Below are 23,878 nucleotides of genomic sequence, written 5' to 3' on the forward strand. Positions count from 1 at the left end.
CTTGTTACAGTCAGCGCAGGGACGGGCGCACAGTGTGTCCACATTTGTCAAGAATGCGCGGATGGAGTGAACGTGCGTCGTGAGACGCCGCGGAGGTGCGGCCTCGGGGTTGCGAAAATTTGCTTAACCTTTGTGGATATACACCCCACTGTGGGGCGACATACCATCGGGACAAGAGCGGACCGGTACGAAGGAAAGGTTGGACACGGCCGGCTAGTCCAGAGCACTTCTCCGTTCGAACTGCGGGCGTGGTCGGTCTCTGGTGATATTCGGTAGACGACGGTCCCTCGGCGCGACACGGAGAGTGCGATGACAGGAGATGCCGGGCGGGGACTGCGGCTCCAGCTCCTCGGGCCTGTACGCGCCTGGCGTGACGACGGGGAAATCGACCTCGGTCCAGGCCACCGCTGTGCGGTGCTGGCCGTGCTTGCCCTCGCCCCGGGACACACGGTCGCCCGGCAGGACCTCATCGGAGCACTATGGGGGGAAGAGTCGCCGACGAGTGCGGACGGCAGTATCTACACTTACGTCTCCAGGCTGAGGCAGGCACTCGAACCCGAGCGGGCACCGCGGTCCAGCCGTGGCCTGTTGGCCTCGTCGGTCGCCGGCTACTCGCTCGAGATCGACAAGGAACAGGTCGACGCGCACCGCTTCCGCGAACTGCGCGCCAGCGCCGCGCTACGTCGTGAAAGGGGGCAGGCGGCGGCAGCGCTCGAGGACATCGAGCGCGCTCTCGGACTTTGGCGCGGTGACGCGCTCGCCGACCTCCCCGGCCCGTTCGCCGCGACGCAGCGAAGTAGCCTTGGCGAGCTCCGCCTCGCTGCGGTGGAGAGCCGGGCCGAGATCCTCATGGAGCTCGGACGCCACCGTGAGCTCGTGGCCGAGCTCACCGCCCTGTGCCGCGAACACCCGCTGAGGGAGCGGCTCCGGGCCTTGCTGATGCAAGCCCTGCACGAGAGCGGGCGTACGGCGGAGGCGCTGGAAGTGTTCGCCGAGGCTCGCGCGACCCTCGTCGGCACCTCCGGTCTCGAGCCAGGAGCGGAACTGAGAACGCTCCATCAGCGGTTGCTCATCGGCGACGGTGCGGAGAGTCGCACGTCCAGGCCAGTGTCCATGGCTTCCGCGCTGGCGGCAGCCGTCCTACCAGAGCGTCCCGACTGCTTCGTAGGCCGTGAGAAGGAGCTGCGGCTCGTGCGGTCGGCGGTGTCCGATGTCGTCGCGGGCCGTGGCGGAGTCGTGTGGCTGGAAGGGGCGCCGGGGGTCGGCAAGACAGCGTTACTGGCCGAGGTGCTGACCGGTATCGCGGCGCGCGGTGTCCGCCTCAGATGGGCCACCGCGCAGGAGATCGACAACGGGCGACCGGGACAGGTTGTCCGTGACTGCCTCGGGCCGGCCGTCGGCGACGGTGACGACGGTGCCGAGATGGTCGCGGCCGTCGAACGGTGGGCGACCGCCGGCCCGGTGATCTTGGTAGCCGACGATTTCCAGTGGGCCGACGGCGCCAGCGCCGACATTTGGTGCCGGCTGTCCGGACTGACCGGGCGGCTCCCACTGCTTCTGATCAGTTCGGGCCGGACGCTACCGCGCTCCGTTCCGCTCGAACAAGCCAGACGGAAGCTCAGCGGGATCGGCCGCCACCTCACGCTCGGCCCGCTCGAACTGGCGGATGTCTTCGACATCGCGAAACAGCTCGTCGGCATGGACGTACCGGACAGGCTGCGGCAGCAGATCACTTTCGCGGGAGGAAATCCGTACTATGTCAGGGAAATCATCGCGGCTGTCGTGGCGGATACGCCGAAGCCGGGTGACTGCGTAGCCGTCGCGCCACCCGGTTGTCTCGTCGAACGGGTCAACAACCACCTCGCCTTCCTCAGCCGGTCGACACGCTCCATGCTGCAGTCGGCGAGCCTGCTCGGGGACGAGTTCACCATCACCGGTATCACCGTGGCCTCGGAGCAGCAACCTGCCGACCTCGTCGCGTGCGTCGAAGAGGCGCTTGCGGCCGAGATCCTCATCGCCGACAGCGATCTGCTGAGATTCCGCCATCGGCTCGTCCAGGTCTCGTTGTACGAGAACGTCCCGGGCGCGATGCGTGAAGCACTCCACCGGCAACTGGCGGAAAAACTGATGGAGGTCGGAGCGTCCGCGTCACAGGTCGCCGAGCAGGTGGCTGCCGCCAAACTCACCGATCCGTGGGTCGGTGCCTGGCTGGCCCGCGACTTCGGCGCCGTCGCGATCGAGAAACCACAGCTGGCGGTCGATCTTTTCAACCAGGTCCTCCACTCGGCCTCGCCGGACCTCTTGGCAGGGCTCGTCCGGCTGTTGTTCTGGCTCGGGCGTGAACCGGATGCCGAGATCAGGTCGCTCCTCACCAGGACAGGCGACCCTGACGTCGTCGCCGAGATGCGCTGGATCTTGGCGTACCTTCACCACCGCCGCGGCCGAAGCGAAGCGGCGCGTGACGAAGTGGACCGAGCCGTGGGGAATCCGCGCCTGGCCGGCGTCTGGCGTGCTCGCCACGACCTGTTGCTCGGCGCTTTGTCGGGCAGCACTGTCCTTGATCTCCGCGACTGGGCCTCCCCGCCGCCGCTGTTCTCCGGGGGTTGGTACGAGGTGCTCGACGGAGACGCTCGCGCCTCCATCGTGGGAACCGATGGGCCGGCGGTCGCCGAGTCGTGGCGACTTGCCCTCAAAGAGGCGCTGCCGGGTGAAATCCATCTAACGAACGCGATCCACGGCTACTGGACGGCCGACTGGCGCATGGCACAGACAGAACTGGAGTCACTGTTCGGCCCCGAGCAGTACACGTCGTACGTCCTGTACCGATCCGGTGTCTTGCTGCACGGCCTCGCCGCGCTGGTCGCCGTCTATCGCGACCAGCGGGAAACGGCTGAGCACCATCTGCGCGAAGCGAGCACGTACACGGATCCGGCAGCCGAGAGCCATCCGGGCAGCGACTTCGTGCTCATGGCCGAGTCGGGGCTGGCGGAGCTGGCTGGAAGGCCACGCGAAGCTCTTGACACCCTCCAGCCGCTCACCGACCGGGCGGATGCACTGCAGTCGAGGTTTCTCTGGCTGCCCGGGCTCGCCCGGCTGGCTGCGCGGTTCGAAGACCGGCATTGTGCCCAGCAAGTGCTACGCGTGGCCGAATCGAGGTATGGCCGGGCGGCCGAGCAGGACATCTTGCGGTCCTATTGCCGTGCGCTCGTCGAGGACGACCCCGACGAGGTCGTTCGGGTGGCCAACGGCACCAGTGGCGTGAACCAGCTGGGCCTGGCCGCGCTCGGGGACGCCGCCTGGCTGCTTGCCAAGCACCGGCGAAAAGCCGAAGCACGCGAAGCCTTCGACACCGCGACCACGGTCTACCGTGAAGTTGGCGCGCTCTCGGCCATCCGGCGGCTGCGGGCCGAGATGAAGGCTCTCGGGTGCACCTTCGCCAGTGCCCCTGGCCGCAGCCGAGCAAGCGGCTCCGGCTAGGCAGATGACAGACAACGGCGAGGGCCTGCGTATCGAGGTTCTCGGCCCGATACGGGCCTGGCGCGGGGCGAAGGAGCTGGAACTCGGTCCAGCACGTCAGCGCGCCATCTTCGCAGCGCTCGCGATCAGGGCTGGACACACGGTGACCGGCGGGGAGCTGGTCTCCGCGGTGTGGGGTCCGCAAGCGCCGGCGAGCGCGCTCGGCAGCGTGCACACGTACGTGTCCGGCCTCCGGCGCGCACTCGAACCGGAACGCGAGCAAGGGGTGGCGAGCGCCTTGCTGACTACGGGTTCTGCCGGCTACACCTTGCACGTCGATCCCCTGCGCGTCGATGTCCTCGAGTTCGAGCGATCGCTTGCCGACATTCGCGGGCACCGGGAGACGATCGCCCCGCGAGAGCTGGTCGCCTCACTCGACAAGGCTCTCGCGCTGTGGCTGGGCGAACCCCTGCCCGGGCTGGCCGGGCAATCCCCGCAACAGGAACGGGCTCGGCTGGCCGAACTGCGCGTAACCGCGCTCGAGTTGCGCGCCGAGGTAGTGCTCGAATTGGGTGAGCATCAGGATCTCGTCGCCGAACTCACCGGGCTCAGCCGTGAACACCCGCTGCGTGAGCGGTTCCGTGAGCTGCTGATGCTCGCGCACTACCGGAGTGGTCAGCACGCGGAGGCACTGGCGGTGTTCCGCGATGCACGAGCCACCCTCGCGGCGGAGCTCGGGGTCGAGCCGGGTGCCCCATTGCGAAAGCTGCACGCCCGGATCCTCACCGGGGACCCGACTCTGGAAGCCGCGCCACGTGACCGCACTCGGAGCTACGCCGCACCAGCGAAACAGGAACGTCACGTCGTTCTTCCCGCACCGGTCACCGGGAGGATCGAGTCCGGCGTGCGTCCCACGTTCGTCGGGAGGCAAACCGAGCTGAATCGGCTTCGGGCACTGGTCGACGACGTGTGCGAAAGGCGTGGCAGCAGTGTGTTGATCGAAGGGGATTTCGGCATCGGCAAGTCCGAGCTGCTGGTCAACGCTCTCTTCGACATTCGATCCCGTAGTTGCCAAATCGGGTGGACGATCGCTGACGAGCTGTCTGTGCACAGCCCTTGCCAGGTGATCTTCAGCTGTCTCGGGGCTGGTGAGACGCTCCGCTATTCGCGCAGCCCCGCCGCCCTGACCGGCGTGTACGGCGAGCCGGGTACGGAGGCCGAGCGAGACCTGGTTCCCTCGGTTGCCGGTGAGGCATTCTCGCTGGTGGATGAGCTGTGTGCGCGGGCACCACTCATCCTCGTCATCGATGACATCCAGTGGGCCGATGAGTCCAGCGTCCTGTTGTGGCAACGCCTCACCTTGGCGACTCGGAAACTGCCGTTGTTGCTGATCGCCGTGGCGCGGCCGGTACCGCGTAGCGCCGAACTCGCCCGGCTGAGGCAAATGATCGAGGACGAGGGCGGGGCGGTCATCCCCATCGGTCCACTCTCGGCCGACGAAGCCCTCCAACTGCACGAAACCCTCATCGGCGTGCGGGCCGGCCCCGAACTGCGGGATCTGGTCGAACGGACCACCGGTAACCCGCTTTACATCACCGAATTGACCGAAGGGCTCGTTCGTGAACAAGCACTGGTCACAGGTGCGGGCTTCACCGAGCTCAGGGACTCCGCGACCTATACCGCGCCGCGCGGCCTGGTGGACACCATCCGGCGACATCTCGACCTGCTTTCCGGGGACACTCGCGAGACGTTACGGTGGGCGGCTCTGCTCGGCACCGAATTCACCGTGGCAGACGTTGTCGCGGTGACCGGGAAGCAACCGACTCAGCTGCTCGCCGCGTTCCAGGAGGCGGTGGCCGCCCGCATCGTCGTCGACGGCGGAAGTCACCTCGCGTTCCGGCAGCCGTTGTTCCGGCTCGCTTTTTATGACGGGATCCCGGTCGGCGCTCGAATCAGCCTGCATCGCCAAGCCGCCGAGACACTCGCGTCGGCAGGCGCGTCGGTAAGTCGCGTCGCGGAGCAGATCGCGGCGACACGAGAGATGGACGCCTGGGTGGTGGAATGGCTGACCGACAATCACACCTCGGTGTCGGAGCGGGCGCCGCTGATCGCGGTGGACCTACTGGCCAGGGCTTTGGACGGCTGCGCCACGACCGACTCGCGTCGCGAGGTGATCGTCGCCGCGCTCGCCCGCCTGCGCTTCAGGCTCGATCAACCGCCGGAGGACGAGGCACGGCTCGCCATGGAGATCGCAACCGATCCCGCCGTGGCCGCCGAGATGCGCCAGTTGCTCGCACAGGCGCTGTTCCGCTCTGGAGAAGTCCAAGGTGCGGCCGCGATCTTGACCGAGGCGGTCGACGACCCGGCTGTCCCGGAGGTTTGGCGACAACGCCACCGGCGCCAGCTCGCCGACTTCCGTCGCGGTGATCTCGAGGCTGCCGACGCCACTGGGCTCCGGGCATCGGACCGATGATGCCGCAGTATCAGACCGGAGCTGACCCGCACTTTTCAAGCCGGCGAAATCCCGAACCGGTGAACTAGTCCGCTCAAAGCGGATATCTGCACCTAAACCAAGATCAGAAGCGTTCTGAGTCATTTCTGGATGGAGGCCATGCCCAAGGCAATCGAGGCGCTCATCTCGGCAACGGTGGCCACGTCGAGTTCAATGGCTGCGGCGGCGACGTTCTGCTCGAGCCAAGTGCGCCGCCCCGTTCCGGGGATTGCCGCGACGCCCGTCTGGGCGAGCACCTACCTGGGCGAGCTGACCGGTTGTCACGCCGAGATCGTCAGCCTTCCCCCACTAGTCGCCATGAGTGCCAGCCCTCCAGAGCTCGCCAGTAGCCCCGACGACGGCGTCACGCGCTGATCGGATGCAGACCGGCTGTGGAGATCAAGCGCCTCCGCCGCCCCGGCCTCAGCATGGTCAACCGCGGCCCCTACCTGTCCTTTCTCTTGAGCGATTGTGTTCAGAACCGACGGGTACTCACGCTGAGTAGCAATCCGGTGAGCCGTTCCCAGATTTGGTAACGGAACGATGACGTTCTTTGACCATCGCTTAAATTTCATGCTGAAAGCGCGCTGACGCAGCGAGGTCACGATTAGCCGCCGAACGAGTCATGGCACGCCCAAAGCACCTGAACGGCGGCTCGCAATCCAGCACTGCATGTGAGAAGAAACCTCGCAAGCGAGTGAGAACATCGCCAGACTGCGAAATATGGGTGGCGGGGGTTAATCCATATGACACTTGCCACGATGATGGAGATCGCAGGAACATCTATCTCAGCAACTGAGAGGAAGATCCTTTAACGGGAATGCGCAGGCTGGCACAGCGTGAGCATGCACGTCGACGAAATCTGACCTTGCACGACGTACCGCAACTGAAAGCGCCTGACTGCGCTAACAGTCAGGCGCCAGCGCGACAAAACCACCCGGGCTGCTACCTAGGTAAGTGAGGCCGCAATGTCGAAGCGTACTACTGACGAGTCGGATCGTCGGAAAAATTCGCCCGAACCGTCGAACCGCAGGAGAGGGCGTAGAAGGCGTGGCCAGCGGGGTGTTACCCGCTGGGACGTGGCGTTGAAGATCCTGGGCAGCAAGGTCTTGTACAGGCGTTTCATGCGCGGCCTTCGCCTCGTCGGACTGCTGATCTTGGTAGTCGTGGCGATCGTGCACAACGTCGACCTTCGGTTGCTCGCCGCGATCATCGGCGCGAAGGTCGGCATGATCTAAACCCGCCGCTAGGCGGTTTTCGGCCCGGTGAGCTTCCTGCCACCAGCCCGAACCCATGTCCGGGCTGGTGGCCGTCGAACCGGTCTACGGACCGGTCGTGTGGTCGATCGCCGCCGTCGGAGCGTCGGTCGCACTCGCCGCCGCGGTGCGGCGTAAGGACGGTTCGCCGGGCCGGAATAACGTCTTCCCTGGCACCCGTACCCTCGCTTGGGCGATCAACGGAGGCATGCTGGTGGAGGTGCTTCGGGCGGCGAAGGTGATCGGTTCGAAGGAGGGGCTGACGTTCTTCGCCCACCCGACCCGTGAGGGCGAAGGCTGGGCCGTGGTGGTTGACCTCCCGGCTGGGCGGAAGGCGTCCTCGGCGATCGTCGTGCTGGATCGCTGGCCAGCGCGCTCGGGGTGGACGAGACGAAGCTGATCCTGGAACGGGTCCGGGGCATCCGCAGGCACGTCGGGCGGCTGGCGTTCTGGGTCGCCGACAGCGGGCAGTCGAAGACCTGCACAGTTCCATGCACGCGGCCATCGGCCTTATCGAGGCGGATGACGACGAGGCGATGGCGAGCTTCGGCCCGCATGTCTTGACCAATCCAGCGTTCACCGGCTGGGCCTTCTTCGCGCTGATCAACATGGACCTGACCAAGGGCACGTCGGGAAACTGCGCGCCGCGCTGACACCAGAATCCATACCGGCCTGGGGCGACTTCGGTGAAGCTCAAGACGTCGCTGGCCAGACATAGCCTTGCCAGTAGGGTGCACTACCTGGACCAGGACACCGCCTACGTGAAGTTCTTGCCCGACATCGACCGCACCCGACAGGTAGCCAACGACGGATTCCCCATCGTCGCCCCCTGTTCATCACGCTCCACCGGCGGCCCGATCAAGGAGGAGAATGGCGTGTTTTCGGCTGGCCCACGATTCCACCAACCTGACGAGCTACCGCTCCCGCCAGGACTCGCCCATCCTGACCTGTAGCCAACGTCGTGTGCGGCTCGCGGATGGCGTGGCCCAAATCTGGGGCAGGACTCTAGGCTCAATGGAGGTTGCCCCAGCCACTTCTTTTGGCTGGGGCAACCTGTCGCTGGTAATCGTTAACCGATCACATGTCGAACTCGCCGTCCTTGGCACCCCGGACGAAGGCGGCCCATTCGGTGGGGTCAAACGCGAGGATCGGACTTGCGGCACCGAGTTTGGTGTCGCGAACCCCGATCACCCCGAGACGTCGGCGATGAGCCGTCCCCGGCCGAGGATGATCAGGTGATCGGCGGTCAGGGCCATCTCGCTCATCAGGTGCGACGAGACGAACACCGTGCGCCCCTCGGCGGCCAGGTCCTTGAGCAGATGCCGGATCCATTTGATCCCGTCGGGGTCGAGACCGTTCACCGGCTCGTCCAGCATCACGGTCTGCGGATCACCCAGCAGCGCCGTGGCGATCCCCGGCCGTTGCCCCATCCCCATGGAGAAGTCGCCGGCTCGTTTGCGCGCCACGGCCGTCAACCCGACGGTATCCAGCACCTCGTCGACCCGTCCGGCGGTGATGCCGTGCGTGGCGCCGAGTGCCAGCAGATGGTCCCGTGCCGATCGCCCCGGGTGCACCGCCCGCGCCTCCAGGAGCGCGCCGATCTCCTGTAGTGGCGCCCGATGCCGGGTGTAGCGCTTGCCGTTGATTCTCGTCGTCCCCGCGGTCGGGGTGGCCAGGCCGAGCAGGATGCGCATCGTCGTCGACTTCCCGGCGCCGTTGGGCCCCAGAAAGCCGGTCACCACACCGGGTTCGACGGTGAAGCTGAGCCCGTCGAGAGCCTTTTTCGTGCCGTAGCGTTTTTCGAGGTTCTCTACTTCGATCATCGTTCTCCTCGGGCTGTTCCGTTCACCTGAAGAATCGCCGTTCGCTCGGTGGTGCGCGTCGTCCCGGCGCAGACAACGCAGGTACCGCGAACGGTGTATTCCGATGAACGCGCGCCGGCTCTGCCTCAGGCCGCTTCGGCTTCGAGCAGGACGTAAGGGGAGAGCAGGGGAGTCGCTTGTGTCCGCCGTAGCCCGGCGGCGGTGAGCAGGGTGTCGAACTGGGTGAGGTCCCGCTCCTGTCCCGTGGTGGCGAACAGCATCGCCATGTCCATGAGTGCGGCACCTGTACTCGCACCGGTGTCGCTGATCAGCATCTCGACGATGAACAGGCGGGCGCCTGGCCGCATGGCATCGCGGATGTTCGACAGGATCGAGCGGCACGAGGTGTCGTCCCAGTCGTGCAGGACGTGTTTGAGGAGGTAGATGTCGGCGGCGGGCACGGACTCGAAGAAGTCTCCGGCGACACCGGTGATCCGGCCTTCGAGCCCGCGTTCGCGGGTTTCGTCCTCGACGGCCGCCGCGACGTGGGCGAGTTCCAGGACCGAACCGGTCAGCCGTGGATTCCGTCGCACCAGTTCGCTCACGAAGGCGCCATACGCGCCGCCGACGTCGAGGACAGTCTTCGCCGTGCCGACATCGATGGCGGCCGCGGCTTCGCGGATCACCGGCGTCGAGAGGTCGGTCATCGCTGCGCTGAACTGGCGTGCTTCGGCGGGGTTCTTGCCGAAGTATTCGAAGACAGACGACCCGAGCACCTGAACTACTTGAGGGGAGCCCATAGCGACCGATTCGGGCAGGAGTACCGCGGGGAGCCAGAACGTGGGTCCGATGGCGGCTTGGGCGTAGTGCTTGAGCGAGACCGGGGAATCCTTGTGCAGCACCGCGAGCATCGGGGTCGGTGAGAAGGTTCCCTGGTCCGCGTCGTAGGTGAGCAGGCCCAGCGCGACACCTGCCCGCAGAAGGCGGTAGGTCATGGCCGGGTCGGCCGACTCCCGCAGCGCGATGTCCTGTGCGGACAAGGGCCCGCTGTCCAGGTGCTCGGCCACCGACAGCGAGGCGATCGCCCGGACCGCCTGGCTGCCCCACGCGGCCATGATGAGGTGGTAGACCTGAGAGAAGTGTTCCTGCTCGGCTGTCATCGGTATGTGTTCACTTTCTGGATCCGGCCCCACGGCTTGAAGACCGAGAGCATGGTGGCGAAGGTCAGGAGAGCCAGTGCGGTGGCGGCGAGGAACGAGACGAACCAGATGTCCCGCAACGGTTGCTCGCCCGTGGAGAGTTCGGTGATGGGGCCGAGGAAGGCCAGCATCATCGCGCAGGCGACGAGGTTGAGGGCCAGCTTCACCGCCACCCACCAGTAGCGCTGGAGTGCCCATTTGGTCGCCAGTCCCAGGAGGACGCCGGTGACCAGGCAGACGATCCGCGCGGTTAGCGCCGTCAGGAGGACGGGGACGACGAAGAAGTCCGCGAGCGCCTGGTACACGGTGGTGCGGTCGTCTCCCGCGCGGATCCAGCCGATCGCCCCCAGGACGACGGCGAGGACGTCGATACCGATCCAGGCGCCCGTCGACACGACATGGGTGACGAGGATGCGCTTGCGCAACCGTGTGTAGAAGCTTTCTTCTGGGTTGGCGTGACCCGGTGGCAGTCCGTGCAACCTAATAGCGTCAAGATCGGCTCGGCCGATATGCCCATCCGGGGCTTCATGTCCGCCACCATTGTGATTCACGTGTGCGGTGTCGAAGGACCCGAACCACTGCAACACCTTCCTGGCCGCATCCCGGCAGCTGTCCCACACGCTCGCGTGCGCTTGCGGGGCGGCATCGCAGCCTGAGTCACGACGACACCGCCCGATGTGAGTACGGTCAGGACCGCCGCCGTCTTGGCTATCCTACGCATTCTTCCTCGTGTAGCTTCAAACACTTCGACCCCTTAAATGTGGCGAATTCACCATTCGCATGCGAGAACAACTACTACTTTGAAAATGGCTATCACGTCCATGAGCAAGTCATGACGTTACCTTGCGGCAGAAGATTCGAACAGTGTTGAAAGATGTGTCGGCACAAAATCCGTCGCGCGGGTGAGACAGGGGACTGTAAACGAGCGATGTAACTCCCGATCATGGAAGTGCACCTGATGACCGACATGATGTCCGGCGTGGAGAACGCTGAGGACTCGAAGCCCTTGACCGGCCTGGACGGCTTGGACGAGCAGCTCGTCGCGCAGCTGCTGAGCACCGCCAAGGCCAGCGGGCTGAAGCTGACCGGTGAGGGCGGGGTGCTGCAGCAGCTGACCAAGCGGTTGCTGGAGTCCGCGCTCGAGGGCGAGATCACCGATCACCTCGGCTATGACAAGCACGACCCGGCCGGCCGCGGGACCGGCAACTCGCGCAACGGCACCCGCTCGAAGACCGTGCTGACCGATGTCGGCCCGGTCGAGATCGACGTGCCGCGAGATCGGGACGCCAGCTTTGAGCCCAAGATCGTCGCGAAGCGGCAGAAGCGCCTTGGCGGTGTGGACGAGATGGTGATCTCGTTGGCCGCCAAGGGATTGACCACCGGGGAGATCTTCGCACACCTGGCCGAGGTCTATGGCGCCGAAGTGTCGCGGCAGACCATTTCCACGATCACCGACAAGGTGGTCGAGGGCATGACCGAATGGCAGAACCGGCCCCTGGACCCGGTCTATCCGGTGATCTTCATCGACGCTATCCACGTCAAATCCGTGACGGGCAGGTGGCCAACCGGCCGATCTATGTCGCGCTCGCGGTGACCTGCGAGGGCCGCCGGGACATCCTTGGCTTGTGGGCCGGCGACGGCGGCGCGGGCGCCAAGTACTGGCTGCACGTCCTCACCGAGCTGAAGAACCGCGGCGTGGCCGACGTGCTCATGGTCGTCTGCGACGGGCTGACCGGCCTGCCCGACGCGATCACCACCGTCTGGCCGCAGACGATCACCCAGACCTGCGTGGTGCACTTGCTGCGCAACAGTTTCCGCTACGCGGGGCGTCAGCACTGGGACGCGATCGCCAAGGCCCTCACACCGGTCTACACCGCACCGACCGAGCCCGCCGCAAAGGAGCGGTTCGGCGAGTTCACCGAGACCTGGGGCGCCCGATATCCGGCGATCGTGCGGTTGTGGGACAACGCCTGGGCCGAGTTCGTGCCGTTCCTCGCGTTCGATCCGGAGATCCGGCGGGTGATCTGCTCGACCAACGCGATCGAGAGCGTCAACGCCCGCATCCGCCGCGCTGTGAAGGCCCGCGGGCACTTCCCCAACGAGCAGGCCGCGCTGAAATGTGTCTACATGGCGATCATGAGCCTGGACCCGACCGGCACCGGCCGCAAACGCTGGACCATGCGGTGGAAACCCGCGCTCAACGCGTTCGAGATCGCCTTCGACGGCCGCCTGGCCGCCGGACGCAAGTAGTTTCCGTCAACCCGACTTACACCGCTCGTTTGACAGACCCCTCACCGGCCGCAGTGATCTGAGGCTGCTTGATGCCGTCCGCGGCTTCACCGGCACCCCTGACCAGCTCAAACTTGACAGTGGCATCAAGCAACAGCTCAACCTTGGCGGTCCACGCGCGAAGGCACACTAGCCACGGTTAGCCTGGCCAATCCGGCGGACTGCCGTACTGGGAGGCTCCACTGCCGCCTCGCCACACGTCGGCGGCGCCGCATCCACCGGGGTCGGTGCGATCGACCGCAGCATCGTCGGTGTAACCGCCAGCGCGTCCGACGTCCACGACCTCTCCGCCGCCCGCGACCGAACCAGCGGGTGTTGCCTCCATCGCGCGCCGGAGGAGCGGCGCTGCTCCTCTGAGCGTGAAGTTGATCTTCTTGACTGAGTCAAGTGGTCGAAGTGCGGGTCGAGCTCGATGAACTCGTTCGCTGCGTCGTGCAGGCGAGCTGATCGCGCGACCAGGACACGCCCTCCGCCCCCGAGGCTGCAAGGACTCGATCGTCGGCGGGAAGTCGCCGGTCGCCGGAACCGCTGCTACTCGCCGGGGTCGTCCTGGAATGGCAACGACCCGTCACCTTCGGGGATGCCGTGTGGCGAGTCCAGGTCCTTGATGAATCCGTCGCCGTAGTCCAGCTTGTGCGTCCTGCTTACGCCTTTGACCTTTGGTCGGTCGTTGTCGATGATGATCAGCTGAAAGGGGCGTTCATAGCGGCCGTCCCCGATTGTGCCGCGAATCTGCAGGGCGTCGAGGAACTTCTGGTACACCCGGCGCGCCAGTTCCCGGTCGGCGGTGTTGGTCCCGAGGTTCTTCTGCGGCGAGTCGATGATCAGCAGGCCCGGAAGGCTCGACTTGTCCATCTCCAGGGTGTAACTGAGCAGAGTCAAGCTGTAGGCGACCGAAACAGCCACCCGAGCACCTCCGCCGCGCCCCTCGAATGGCTGTTCGTCCACCAACGGCAACAGGGTGTCCGCGTCGATGCGTGCCCGACCAGTGGCGTTGGGCAACCCAATGTCAGCGATGGTGCTCCGGAAAATGTCGGTTAATGTCTCGGCGACCCATTCGCGATGTTCGCGGTCGGACTCAGCGACACGCAGCTCCTCGTAGCGCTGTCGCTGCTGCGCCTTCAGCTCGTCGATCGCGCGTCGTTCCTCCTCAAGGCGGCGCAGCGCTGCGTCGACCTGCCGCAGATCGGTCAGGCGTTGCCGCAGCGCGGCTAGTTCGGCAGTGGCGGCCGCGATGGCGTCCACGTGCGGGGCGACCGAGTGTTCGGTCTGTGCGTGGTGGGCGGCCAGCTGCGTGGCAAGGTCGGCGCGGGCGGCCTCGACTGCCTTCTGCGTCAGCTCGTCGGCCTCGCGCAGCTTGGTCAGCTTCTGCTCGATCATCTGGCGCTGCTTCTGCAACGCGATTCGGGTCGCAAGGTTCTGCTGTCCACGCAACGGCCGGCAGCAGAGGTTGCAGTGCCCAGGTGGTGGCACGTACTCCAGCAGGTTCGCCTCGCACTCGGGGCAGGTCCTCTCCGAGATCAGCTCAAGGGTGACCCGGTCGGCGGGGTCGGCGGCCTCCAGCTGTCCTAGCACAAGCAGCGACTTGTCGACCTTTTCCAGGTCAGCCTCGGCCTCGCCGAGATCCCGACGCGCGAGCAGCAGTTTCTGCTCGGCCACGTTGACTGCGTCGTAGGCGGCACGACGGCGTTGGTGCCACTGTTCAGCACTGTCCAGGGCAGCGTTGGCGGACTTGCGCAGCACGGCCAGGCGGGCCGCAGATGCCGCTTCGTCCGCGGACAGGTCGGTCAGAGCCGCGCGCACCGCCGCCGGGTCGGTCGCCTGGGAGGACGCCAGGAACTCCGCGATGCCGGAACACTTGCGGTGTCGCTGATTGATTTCGCGGTCGATCCTTTCCAGCTCGGCCCGGCGCTTGGCCAATTCGGTGTCGGTGATACCGGTCATGATCTGCAGCGCGTCCAGGCGAAGCCGGTCGGAGGAGGACGGCAGCACAATGTGCCGGTCGATGTCGAACTGGCTGCGGTGCAGGTAGGGCCACACTGCAGAATGGAACGTCGGCTTGGAGCCGAGCACGGCGAACTCCTCAGCCATGCCGAGCTCCTCGAACAGCCAGTCCGACATCGTCGTTTCCCCGCTGCGCTGCTTCACTGGGAAACGCCCCACCAGGTCGCCGACCTCGTCGGTCACCTCCACCCGCGAGCTGGACGAACGCAGCCGCCGCAGCGTGTAGGTGCGGTTGCCCAGCCTGATGGTGAGCACGACCTCCAGGAGATGCAGGTCCACAGCGCCACGGAAATGTACGTTCTCAAGGCCCATCGCGAAGCCAATCGCGTCGGGGATCGAGCTCTTGCCGGTGTCCGCCGGGCCATAGATGACTACGACCTGGGCGTCCAGATCGTACTCGTGGGCCTGCCACCCGCGTGTAGTCCTGATCTTGAGATTCAGGACACGCAGCACCCGCACCATGGGTGCTCCTTCCTCCGCGGCCATAGCCGCAGGCGTTCGACGACGCAGCCGTGGGCCGCTGGCCTGAAAACCCTGCACGAGAAGCGGAGCGGTGCAGGTTCACCGCGCCTCCGCACTACCCATTCGGCCGTACAAGACCCCTCGAACGGCCGCACTGCACAATCACGTGATTCCAACTTGCGTGAAGTTATAGCGGATGGAAGGAGAGTCGCGCCAGTCGGGCCCCGATCGGCACGCTGCGCGGTGTGCGCTGGAAACGCCGAGGCTCGTGGGTCCCCTGTCATCGTTGTTTCGCAACATCCTTGGACTCGTTGATGCGTATGTCGCACTCGACTGACACAAAGGACTTGGCCGGGCCTATTGCGTCACAGGCGACACGCGAGCCCGAACCCAAACTCGAAAGTTGGATTCCAAGTGTGTAGAGTTCGCCGGTGAGTAGATCGCGCACGAACGCGACGGAGGTGGCGTGCATGGTCGGGACGCAACACACTGACGACGGGTCACCCCCGCCGAACGTGGACGTCTTGGTCGAGGGCATCCGGAAGTTCCTGGGCTTGACGCAGACGTTGCGTCAAGCAGGAGCAGTCGTGCAGCTTCCGCCGCAGCTGGTGCAAGTATGTCGTGAGGTTCTGAACGAGGTCGAGAGCTCGCCCGCGAGCAGCCCGCGTCCCCCGTCCAGCGGAAACTCGCAAATGTCGGTCGCGGACAAGGCGCTACAGGAGTTACCTCTGCGGCGCCTGCTGCTGCAGGTGATCACTCCAGGGGAGACCTTCACGGTGACGGAGGTGGTCAACCGTCTCGCAATGCTGGGCGTGACTGCCGACTCGGCCAAGGTCAGCAATGCCCTTGGCTACCAGGTAGACCGTGGGCAACTGGTCCGCGAACACAGGGGCCTCTACACCTACCCGGTGGAAACCCTCTCGGCCAACGCCACCGGCACCACCGTGCCGGGCTACGCGCCAACGCCGGACGCGGTCGGCGGATCCACTCACGACGATCGTCGCCAGTCGGGCAACGATCACGGCCACCGCACCGTGGCGGTGCGGGGACAGGAGGACCGCCGTGGCAAAAGCACGGCGCAGGAGCGGAAAAAAGCCGTGTAGATCAGGAATCTACCGGCCCCTACTACGACGAAGGAGCCCCGCTTCGCCGGGCTGCCACCCGGCGGGGACTCCTCGTCACGTCCAGTGCCCTCAAGCACGTAAGACTCGACTTCACGGTACCAGTAGCGCCTTGCAGCGTCTATCGCTGCTGGCCCGCTGGTGCGCTGCGATCGTCGGGTTCTGGTGGAGTTTGCCACCCGAGGTACACCTCTGGGTGGCTAACCGAATTCAGGAATTGATCAGCTAGAGCTGCAGGGTGGGGTGGCGCACGACCGGCCACCTCACCGCTTAACAACAGTATGATCCATACCAGATGGATGTCGAGAGAATGAGACACGGAGACGCGCAGATGGTGTCCCGCCCGTCGTGGCCGCGAGCCACACGATCAAGACACGAACCCATCTGGACACGGCAAGTGCGGCGACAACGCGGTGCAGGTAGAACAGGTCGATGTGGGTCGTCTCCAACCTGTGCAGTGAGTATTCCACGCACGTCTGCAAGTAGTCCGGGCGCCCGTTCGGGCCGCCGACGAACTTCCCGGTCTGGTCGAGAGTGACCCTCACCCTTAGTTGCGACGGTCAGTCCGTCCCGGCGCCTCTTTAGCGCCTGTCCGAGCTGTTCCTCTCCACTGAAAGGTCCGTACATGTCCGCTGTGTCGACCATCGTGACGCCCAGTCGACGGCACGGTGAATGGTCGCCGTCGCCTCGGCCTCGTCCGGGGTGCCGTACATCGCCATCATGCCCATGGAGCCAAGACCCTCGACGGAGGTGACGAGGCCGTGCTCGCGGATTCTGCGTTTCCGTCGCGCCTCCCGCTCGCGTCAGGCACCCTCTCGCCGTCCGGGTGGCCGATGTTCACTTCAGCGGCGAGGTGAAACGCCAGTCCAAGAAGACTCGCGGTCGAGGCCGTCATGGTCGAACCTGCTCATCGGGTCGGCGTGCAAGCCGGCGGTGCGTACCGCGAGGATGAAAAAGCCGGATCTTGAATGACCCTGTGACTTTGTCTGTCTGCTCACGGCGCAGTCGCCGAGATCAGTGTCAAGGCGTCGACGTTCCTTGGTTTGGCACTTGACAAAGGATGGACTTGAGCGCTCGGCGTACGTCGCCGTCTGAGTCGCAGGTCAGGAGCCGCGTGACTGCCGCGGTTCCCACAAAAATCGACCTGAGCCCATTCGCGCGGACGGCTTGTCGATATGCGGATTGTCATGAAACGTCGGGCTTGACGGCGTCATGCCGCACCGGTGCCGATCTCCTCCGCCTAGGCAGGCCGAGCAGCTCGGTCACGGCGTGATCCTGGCCGCAAGCACGGCGCCCTAATGCGTCCCTGTCCGCCGTAGAGCTGCTGTCATGGGGCTCGTATAGGTCACATAGAGAAGGACTGGAGTCGTCCTGCGCAGACTTGTCGTCAGAGCGTCTAGGGCTGGAGGGACACATGGAACAGGTTCGAGTGGCTGTCTCTGCCTCGGATCCGATCAGTCAGGCCGGGCTCGTCCGCTGCCTCGAATCGCAACCTGACCTGGCAGTGGTCGCTCAGCCGGAGTCAGGACAGGTCGACTGCGTTGTCGCGGCCTTCGAGCACCTCAACGCCGCTGCCGTCGCGACCCTGCGCACGTTGGCCAACGAGCTGGACGTTCCGATCGTACTGATCGTCAACGAGATCAAGGACGAAGAGCTGTTGACGGCGGTCGAGGTCCGCGTGGCGGCGATCCTGCCGCGTGACGCGGTGACCGGCACCCGGCTGGTCACGAGCGTCCGCGCCGTGGCGGAGGAGGGCGCGGACATACCGTCCGACCTGCTGGGGCGGCTGATCGCGCAGACGGAGCGACTGCACCGCGAAGTGCTCGTACGGAAAGACATGGTGGGTGCCCCTGGCCTCACCGCAAGAGAGATCGACGTGCTCCGGATGGTGGCGGATGGCCTGGACACGAACGAGATCGCGCTCAACCTGCGCTATTCGGAACGGACCGTGAAGAACATCCTCTACTTGATGACCAACCGGCTGGGGTTGCGCAATCGATCACATGCGGTCGCCTACGCGATGCGTGCCGGGGTGATCTGAGTTCGCTATCCGGGTGAATGACCACGGATCGGTCCGGTACACGGCCGCGACCTGTACTGAGCCAGGCTGAAAGGAGCAGGCCCCCTTGGTCAAGGGCGGCTGTCGATGAAATGTCCTCGGTGGACGACGGTGAAGACAGGCGTACGGCTTTCGGCAAGCTGTTGTTCGGCTACCGGCGCCGAGCAGGCCTTTCGCAGGCGGACTTGGCGCGGGCATCTGGCATGAGTGTGCGCGCGCTGCGGGATTTGGAACACGGCCGGGCACAGGGGGCACAGCGGCGTTCGGCCGAAGTGCTGGCGGACGCGTTGCGGCTCGGCGGTGACGAGCGCGAGTCGTTCCTGATCGTCGCTAAAGAAGGGCGTCGCCGTACGGCGCGGATCTTGGACGAGGCGGGCCTGTGCATGGTGCCTTCGGCGGTGCCGGACCTCCTCGGGCGTGACCGTGAACTGGCTCGACTCCGTGACGAGGCTCGGACGGGCGGTGTCGTCACGATCGTCGGTCATCCCGGTGTCGGCAAGACCGCGCTGGCGGTGCGGGCGGCCCACGACCTGAGCGCCGACTTCCCGGATGGTTGTCTCGCGATCGACATGCGCGGCATGGACCAGGTGCCGTTGTCCACCCGAGTGGCACTCGATCGGCTGCTGCGGGCCTTGGGTGTGGCGCAGTCGGAGATCCCGGTTTCCGAACCAGATCAAGCCAACCTGCTCCGGTTACTCATGGACGGGCGCAAGGTGCTGCTGTTGCTGGACGACGCGGCAGCTGAGGCGCAGATCCGTCCGCTACTGGTCACGGGAAACGGCTGCTTGACGCTGGTCACCTGCCGCCGCACGCTTTCAGGATTGGCGGAGGCGCGTACTGTGCGCCTGGCCGCCCTGTCGGGCCCCGACGCAGTGGGCTTGCTGAAGGCGATCGTGGGGCCGGACCGGGTTCTGGCGGAACCCGGTAAGGCGATAGAGCTGGTCGCGTTGTGCGGGAATCTGCCGCTCGCCGTCCGGATCGCCGGCAATCGCCTTGCCACCCGGCCGCACTGGTCCCTCTCGTACCTTGTCGAACAGCTTCATGATGAGCGGACCCGGCTCAGTTCGTTGTCCGCCGGTGATATCCAAGTGCGCTCGGCCTTCGCGGTCTCATATCGCCGCCTGTCTCCTGCCGCGCGGCTTTTCTTCCGGAGACTGTCCCTCCTGCCTGGTGCGGATTTCGGTGTCGAGCTGGCTGAGGTGGCCACGGATGCTTCCCCCATCGAGGTACGACGTAACCTCGACGAACTTGTCGGTGCGAGTCTGCTGCAAGTCACGTCCGAGCCGGATCGGTTCCAGTTTCACGACCTGATCCGGCTCTTCGCCCACGAGCGATTGGGCACGGAGGAGAAACCCGGGGAACGGGACCGACTGTCAGAGCGCGTATTCGATCACCTGTTCAGCACGGCGATGGCCGCGGCCAAGGTGTTCTTCCCCGACGCACTCGAGACGGGGCCCTTCTCATCGCGAGACAGCGCTGCGGAGTGGCTGACTCGTGAGTATTCACATTGGCTGGCCGCGCTTCGCACGGCCGGCAGGAGCGGGCGGCACCGCGAGGTGGTGGATCTGGTCCTCGCCATGCATTGGTATTCCGATTTTCGCTACCGGGAGTATCCATGGGATGAGATCTTCGGGTTCGGTGTCAGGGCCGCTCGTGCACTCGGCGGCCGCACCGAGGAAGCCACGCTGCTGAATTTCCTCGGCTGGGCGCAGCGTGCCTGCGTCGGGGACAACGCGACCGCGCTCGCCACGCACAGGGAGGCGCTGGCCGTCGCGGTCGAAGCCGGATCTCGGCGTGAACAGGCGTGGGCACACGCCTACCTGGGATCGGTGCTGATGCGCCTGGGACATGGCGACCAAGCTCTCGAGCATGCGAGGCGATCTTGCGAAATGGCCGGAGATTTCGAGCTCAGAACGGCGGAGTTCTCCGTCCGGAACGGGTTGGGCCGGGTCCTCCAGTCGATGGGCCGCCACGAGGAAGCACTGGACGTCCATCGCGCTCTGCTCCTGGAGGTGGAAGATCACCGAGACGAGACTCATACGGAGATGTGGCGGTGGCACCGGGCGGTGATCATGACGGAGGTGGGCAACTCGCTGTCAGGGCTGGGGCGGACGGAGCACGCTGCGGCGGCGTATCACGAGGTGCGGTCCATGCATGCCGAGGCAGGCTTGGCGATCCTCGAAGCCGACGTGGCACTGCTGGAGGGTGTCGCGTGGCGCGCGAGCGGTCAGAACGGGCGAGCGCGCGAATGTCTGGAAAGGGCGCTTTCGGTCTTTGAAGGTCCTGTCTTACGCGCGCAGCGAGAACGTACCTTGTCCGAGCTGGCACTTTTGCCGGAAGTCTGAGGGGTAAGATCGCGGGCGCAAAGGGACACTTTTCGACCTGCCCACCTGGCACAGCCGGAATCATTTTGTTTGAATGGCGAGAATTCCACAAATAGCGGGGAGTCTCGTGATTCAGTCGAATGGACCGTCAAGGGATGTGTCGACCGTAGCGCCGGTCGTCCGTGAGAAAGCAGCCATCACCGCTCTCACCGGGCTGGCGGACGGAGTCCTGCGATGAGAGCGGCCTGTGCTGCCGCCGGCCCGGATTTCGTGCTCTCCGACGAGGAGTTCGGAGTCTTGTGGCGTGCGCTGGAACTCGGTGAGGTGCCTCCTCCCTTGAAAGCGCCGTTCGCGGATGCCGATGCGGCCCAGGTCGCCGCTCTCACCGCCGAGGTGTATCGGGAACTCGCGGACCGGGAGGTCGTGTCCGGGACCGATGTCGACACCGACCTGGTGGAGTTGCTGCGATTGCTCGGCAAGTACCGTGCCTCGATCGAGGTGGTGGGTGACGTCGGCTACCCGTTCCGGGCGCTGGCAGCGGTCGGTCACGAGGCGGGCGTACTCGCCGCACAGGCCGGTGGTGAATTGTGGATCACGAGAATCGAACCGACGGCGCTGGTGCCGGCGATCGTCGGTATGCTTCCCGCCGCAGGCCCGGGGCCGGGCACGCCGATGCGGGTCCACCACAGCGCGGCCCGTGCGGAGGACGATGTACTGGAGTTCTTCGCAGATCTGGTGGAGGAGGGTCCGGCAGACGCCGCGACCGGAGGTCTCTCGGTGCTGTTGGCGCGGCGGCACGCCGTCGGCCGGTTCGGGTTTTCCGCAGCTGATCACCATCGATCCGCGGCTGTGGTGCCCTGGTTCGACACCGAGCAGGGCCGCTACCTGATGATCGCCGAGGACGGCCTGCTCACCGTGAGTTCGGCAGATCGCGTCGGGATGGAGCGGTACCTCAGCGCTGTGCTGTCCACAGTGGCCTGACGGGGACGTGGCAGCTCCGCGCCCACCTCCTCAGAGAGCCAGGTCGTCCGCGGTGAGCAGGGTGAGTTCGGACATCGCGGTGGAACCGCTCATCGCGAGCCGTGACGCCTGCCGGTCGGCCATACTCTCGAATACCTTTCGCGCGGTCCGGCCGTTGCCGAACGTGCCGTCCTTGGGAATCTTCTCGAAGTATTCCAGCAGGGCGTCTGCCGCGGGCGGATCCAACCGGTAGTCGTGCCGCTTGCAATGTGACGCCACGATGGTCACGAGCTCGTCGGCCGTGTAGTTGGTGAACTCGATCGTCCGGCTGAATCGCGATTCCATGCCGGGGTTCGCCTCGAGGAAACTCCGCATTTCATTGGAGTAGCCCGCCGCGATGACGACCACGTCTTCGCGGTGATCCTCCATGAGCTTCACGAGGGTGTCAATGGCTTCGCGGCCGAAGTCCGGTCCTGACCCGCCGCCACCCGCGGACAAGGTGTACGCCTCGTCGATGAACAACACGCCACCGAGTGCGCTGTTGAACGCTTCGGTCGTCTTGATCGCCGTACCGCCGATGATGTTCGCGACGAGGTCCGCTCTGGCCACTTCGACGAGGTGCCCGGAGCGTAGCACGCCGAGTTGGTTCAGGATGGCACCGTAGAGCCGGGCGACCGTGGTCTTGCCCGTGCCGGGCGCGCCGGCGAACACGAGATGCCGTGACATCGGCGGTGCCGAGAGTCCCGCGTTCTTGCGGAACTGTGCCATCTTGTTGAGATTCACCAGCGAGGTGACCTCGCGTTTGACGCCGTCGAGCCCGACCAACCCGGTGAGCTCGGTCATCGGGTCTCCTGCGCCGGGCCGCGGTCGTGGTACAGCTGTGCCGGACTCTGCCGCGGAGTCCACCGTCGTCGAGGCCGATTCACCGTAGGCGTCCGGGATACTGTTGTCCAAGCTGGTGAGCCCCTTGACCTCCACCGCTCCGCTCGCCTTCAACTGCCGCAGTCCGGCGCCGCCGTTGTCGCGCACCGTGCAGCCGGCTATGTGCACCGCGTCCGTGCTGCGCACCTGGATACCGTCGGCGGTATTGGCCACGAATTCGGAGTCGGTGATCCTGCCGGAGGCGCCGGAGTCGACGTGAAGCCCGTTGCCCGCGCAGCGCTGCACGCGGCAGCGATGGATTTCCAGCTCGGCGCCGTTTCCGGCGTACACCCCGTCGGCACCGGCTCCGGCGATGTCGCAGTCGGACAGTTGCACCGATGCTTCACTGACCGACGCCCCGGCCTCGGTCGTACCGCGAACGGTCAGCCCGCTAACTGAGCTTCGCGCACCGGCTTCGACTCGAAGACCCACAGTCGCGGCCCGGTCGATCTCGACGTTCTCGAGCCTTCCTCGCGCACCGTCGTACAGCCGGATACCGATACCCTCGGAGCCTGCGACGCGCAGCTGCCGGAAGAAGGGATCTGCCTCGCCGCCGATCTGCACACCCGCGAGTTTGCTGTCCGACACGCTCAGCCGGTCGAACTCGGTGGTACTTTGCCCGGCCACGTCGAGCCCGGCACCCGTGCTCCCGGAAGCGTCGCATTCGATCACCCGGCCCGCCGCCTTGCCGGTAAAGTGGAACCCGTGCCTGCCGGCGCGGCTGACCCGGCAGCCCTGCAATACCGGGGCGCATGATTCGGAGACGAACACGCCGTCCGCTCCGCTGCCGACGACCGAACACTCGTCGAGCGTCACGGTCGCCCGGGTGGCGAGATAGAAGCCGATCCCTTTCGTGTCACGGACCTTGATCCTGCTACCCGTGGTCGTTGCCCGCTGTTCGACCGCCATCGCCGGCTGACCCGCCCCGGTGATCGTGGTGTCCTCCACGACGGCATGCCCCTGCCCGTTGAGGCAGATCCCGTTTCCCCCGGTGCGGTCGATCTCGCACAAGCGGACACTCAGCGAACCGCTCTCGGCGACGACGATGGCCGAGGTGCCCAGATCGCTGAGCCGGCAGCTCTCCAGGACGTTGTCCTGGGAAGTGACGACGACACCAGCACCGGTCGCGTTCTGCACCCGGCACTGCCGCATCAAGATCGTGCCCCTGTCCAGGGCGTATACCGCTGCCCAGCCCGCGGCCCGAACGTCGCATTCGGTAACACTCAGCTGACCTGCGGACACGACAATCGCCGGGCTGTCCGGATCGTCGGCTTCCACCGTGAGGCCGGACAGCGCCGCGGATTCCGCGGTCAGCGTGATCGCGCTGCCCGACGGCGCGGCCACATGGACGGTGCCAGGACCGTCCTCCGCGGCTATCGTCACCGCCTTGGTCAGCGTGAGGCTTTCCGCGTAGCGGCCCGCCCTGACGACGATCAGCGAGCCATGCGTCGCCGCGGCCAGCCCGGCCGCGATACTTCGGTAGCCGTTCTGAGTCTGGCCTACCTGAATCACATCGTGGCCCACATATGCTCCT

At 65.7% G+C, this 23,878-nt stretch carries 17 protein-coding genes and 2 pseudogenes; 11 read left to right on the plus strand and 8 right to left on the minus strand.

The genetic code is table 11. The annotated features are described in order from the left end of the window. Positions 1-309: 309 nt before the first annotated feature. Entirely contained in the window at positions 310-3,477 is a 3,168-nt protein-coding gene (locus ACIBTM_RS35970; protein ID WP_395881622.1) for a BTAD domain-containing putative transcriptional regulator, read from the plus strand. Between the two features lie 4 nt (positions 3,478-3,481). Next, positions 3,482-5,929, plus strand: a complete 2,448-nt coding sequence (locus tag ACIBTM_RS35975; protein ID WP_395881623.1) for a BTAD domain-containing putative transcriptional regulator — start codon at positions 3,482-3,484, stop codon at positions 5,927-5,929. Between the two features lie 119 nt (positions 5,930-6,048). Here the strand turns inward: ACIBTM_RS35975 and ACIBTM_RS35980 are convergent, their stop codons facing one another. Continuing rightward, positions 6,049-6,204: a hypothetical protein gene (locus ACIBTM_RS35980; RefSeq protein WP_395881624.1), complete on the minus strand. Its 156-nt coding sequence runs from the start codon at positions 6,202-6,204 to the stop codon at positions 6,049-6,051. Positions 6,205-7,026: 822 nt separating this feature from the next. Here ACIBTM_RS35980 and ACIBTM_RS35985 point away from each other — a divergent pair. From ACIBTM_RS35985 to ACIBTM_RS36000, 4 genes are all read left to right on the plus strand, one after another. After that, the gene (locus ACIBTM_RS35985) at positions 7,027-7,185 is read left to right on the plus strand and encodes a hypothetical protein (RefSeq protein WP_395881625.1); all 159 of its coding nucleotides are present in this window, start codon (positions 7,027-7,029) and stop codon (positions 7,183-7,185) included. Positions 7,186-7,240: 55 nt separating this feature from the next. Next, complete coding sequence (locus ACIBTM_RS35990; RefSeq protein WP_395881626.1) at positions 7,241-7,603, plus strand: hypothetical protein; 363 nt, start codon at positions 7,241-7,243, stop codon at positions 7,601-7,603. A 91-nt stretch (positions 7,604-7,694) separates the two neighbouring features. Further along, positions 7,695-7,856 (plus strand): hypothetical protein, encoded by a 162-nt coding sequence (locus tag ACIBTM_RS35995; RefSeq protein WP_395881627.1) that lies wholly within the window; start codon positions 7,695-7,697, stop codon positions 7,854-7,856. A gap of 33 nt (positions 7,857-7,889) precedes the next feature. After that, positions 7,890-8,156, plus strand: a complete 267-nt coding sequence (locus tag ACIBTM_RS36000) for a hypothetical protein (RefSeq protein ID WP_395881628.1) — start codon at positions 7,890-7,892, stop codon at positions 8,154-8,156. Between the two features lie 124 nt (positions 8,157-8,280). Here ACIBTM_RS36000 and ACIBTM_RS36005 read toward each other — a convergent pair whose 3' ends face one another. The 4 genes and pseudogenes from ACIBTM_RS36005 to ACIBTM_RS36020 form a co-directional block, all read right to left on the minus strand. Next, positions 8,281-8,394 (minus strand): DUF397 domain-containing protein, encoded by a 114-nt coding sequence (locus ACIBTM_RS36005; protein WP_395881629.1) that lies wholly within the window; start codon positions 8,392-8,394, stop codon positions 8,281-8,283. Positions 8,395-8,399: 5 nt separating this feature from the next. Further along, positions 8,400-9,026: pseudogene (locus tag ACIBTM_RS36010) on the minus strand (ATP-binding cassette domain-containing protein); the annotation flags it as partial. Between the two features lie 125 nt (positions 9,027-9,151). After that, positions 9,152-10,165, minus strand: a complete 1,014-nt coding sequence (locus ACIBTM_RS36015) for a methyltransferase (RefSeq protein WP_395881630.1) — start codon at positions 10,163-10,165, stop codon at positions 9,152-9,154. Then, a complete protein-coding gene (locus ACIBTM_RS36020) occupies positions 10,162-10,629 on the minus strand; it encodes a hypothetical protein (RefSeq protein WP_395881631.1) in 468 nt (155 codons plus the stop codon). The genes ACIBTM_RS36015 and ACIBTM_RS36020 overlap by 4 nt, the downstream gene beginning before the upstream one ends. A 545-nt stretch (positions 10,630-11,174) precedes the next feature. Between ACIBTM_RS36020 and ACIBTM_RS36025 the strand changes: the two are divergent. Continuing rightward, positions 11,175-12,454 (plus strand): annotated as a pseudogene (locus ACIBTM_RS36025) (IS256 family transposase). 570 nt (positions 12,455-13,024) lie between these two features. Here the strand turns inward: ACIBTM_RS36025 and ACIBTM_RS36030 are convergent. Beyond that, on the minus strand, positions 13,025-14,959 hold the full coding sequence (locus ACIBTM_RS36030) for a hypothetical protein (protein ID WP_395881632.1): 1,935 nt from the start codon (positions 14,957-14,959) through the stop codon (positions 13,025-13,027). A 692-nt stretch (positions 14,960-15,651) separates the two neighbouring features. Here ACIBTM_RS36030 and ACIBTM_RS36035 point away from each other — a divergent pair. Beyond that, positions 15,652-16,062 (plus strand): hypothetical protein, encoded by a 411-nt coding sequence (locus ACIBTM_RS36035; RefSeq protein ID WP_395881633.1) that lies wholly within the window; start codon positions 15,652-15,654, stop codon positions 16,060-16,062. Positions 16,063-16,350: 288 nt separating this feature from the next. Here ACIBTM_RS36035 and ACIBTM_RS36040 read toward each other — a convergent pair whose 3' ends face one another. Further along, positions 16,351-16,725: an aldo/keto reductase gene (locus tag ACIBTM_RS36040; protein ID WP_395881634.1), complete on the minus strand. Its 375-nt coding sequence runs from the start codon at positions 16,723-16,725 to the stop codon at positions 16,351-16,353. A gap of 784 nt (positions 16,726-17,509) precedes the next feature. Here ACIBTM_RS36040 and ACIBTM_RS36045 point away from each other — a divergent pair. From ACIBTM_RS36045 to ACIBTM_RS36055, 3 genes are all read left to right on the plus strand, one after another. Then, entirely contained in the window at positions 17,510-18,121 is a 612-nt protein-coding gene (locus tag ACIBTM_RS36045; RefSeq protein WP_395881635.1) for a LuxR C-terminal-related transcriptional regulator, read from the plus strand. Between the two features lie 119 nt (positions 18,122-18,240). Next, complete coding sequence (locus ACIBTM_RS36050; protein WP_395881636.1) at positions 18,241-20,484, plus strand: ATP-binding protein; 2,244 nt, start codon at positions 18,241-18,243, stop codon at positions 20,482-20,484. 213 nt (positions 20,485-20,697) lie between these two features. Further along, positions 20,698-21,444, plus strand: coding sequence for an ESX secretion-associated protein EspG (locus ACIBTM_RS36055; RefSeq protein ID WP_395881637.1), 747 nt, complete (start codon positions 20,698-20,700; stop codon positions 21,442-21,444). Between the two features lie 30 nt (positions 21,445-21,474). Here ACIBTM_RS36055 and ACIBTM_RS36060 read toward each other — a convergent pair whose 3' ends face one another. Then, positions 21,475-23,868, minus strand: coding sequence for a right-handed parallel beta-helix repeat-containing protein (locus ACIBTM_RS36060; protein WP_395881638.1), 2,394 nt, complete (start codon positions 23,866-23,868; stop codon positions 21,475-21,477). Positions 23,869-23,878 lie beyond the last annotated feature (10 nt).

It is taken from the genome of Amycolatopsis sp. NPDC049868, from assembly GCF_044461365.1.
Taxonomy (GTDB): Bacteria; Actinomycetota; Actinomycetes; order Mycobacteriales; family Pseudonocardiaceae; genus Amycolatopsis.

Bases quoted from the DNA above. Each gene is read 5' to 3' on its own strand.
- ACIBTM_RS35970 (WP_395881622.1), top strand. From the start codon at position 310: ATGACAGGAGATGCCGGGCGGGGACTGCGGCTCCAGCTCCTCGGGCCT.
- ACIBTM_RS35975 (WP_395881623.1), top strand. From the start codon at position 3,482: ATGACAGACAACGGCGAGGGCCTGCGTATCGAGGTTCTCGGCCCGATA.
- ACIBTM_RS35990 (WP_395881626.1), top strand. From the start codon at position 7,241: ATGTCCGGGCTGGTGGCCGTCGAACCGGTCTACGGACCGGTCGTGTGG.
- ACIBTM_RS35995 (WP_395881627.1), top strand. From the start codon at position 7,695: ATGCACGCGGCCATCGGCCTTATCGAGGCGGATGACGACGAGGCGATG.
- ACIBTM_RS36015 (WP_395881630.1), bottom strand. From the start codon at position 10,165: ATGACAGCCGAGCAGGAACACTTCTCTCAGGTCTACCACCTCATCATG.
- ACIBTM_RS36030 (WP_395881632.1), bottom strand. From the start codon at position 14,959: ATGGTGCGGGTGCTGCGTGTCCTGAATCTCAAGATCAGGACTACACGC.
- ACIBTM_RS36035 (WP_395881633.1), top strand. From the start codon at position 15,652: ATGTCGGTCGCGGACAAGGCGCTACAGGAGTTACCTCTGCGGCGCCTG.
- ACIBTM_RS36040 (WP_395881634.1), bottom strand. From the start codon at position 16,725: ATGGTCGACACAGCGGACATGTACGGACCTTTCAGTGGAGAGGAACAG.
- ACIBTM_RS36055 (WP_395881637.1), top strand. From the start codon at position 20,698: ATGAGAGCGGCCTGTGCTGCCGCCGGCCCGGATTTCGTGCTCTCCGAC.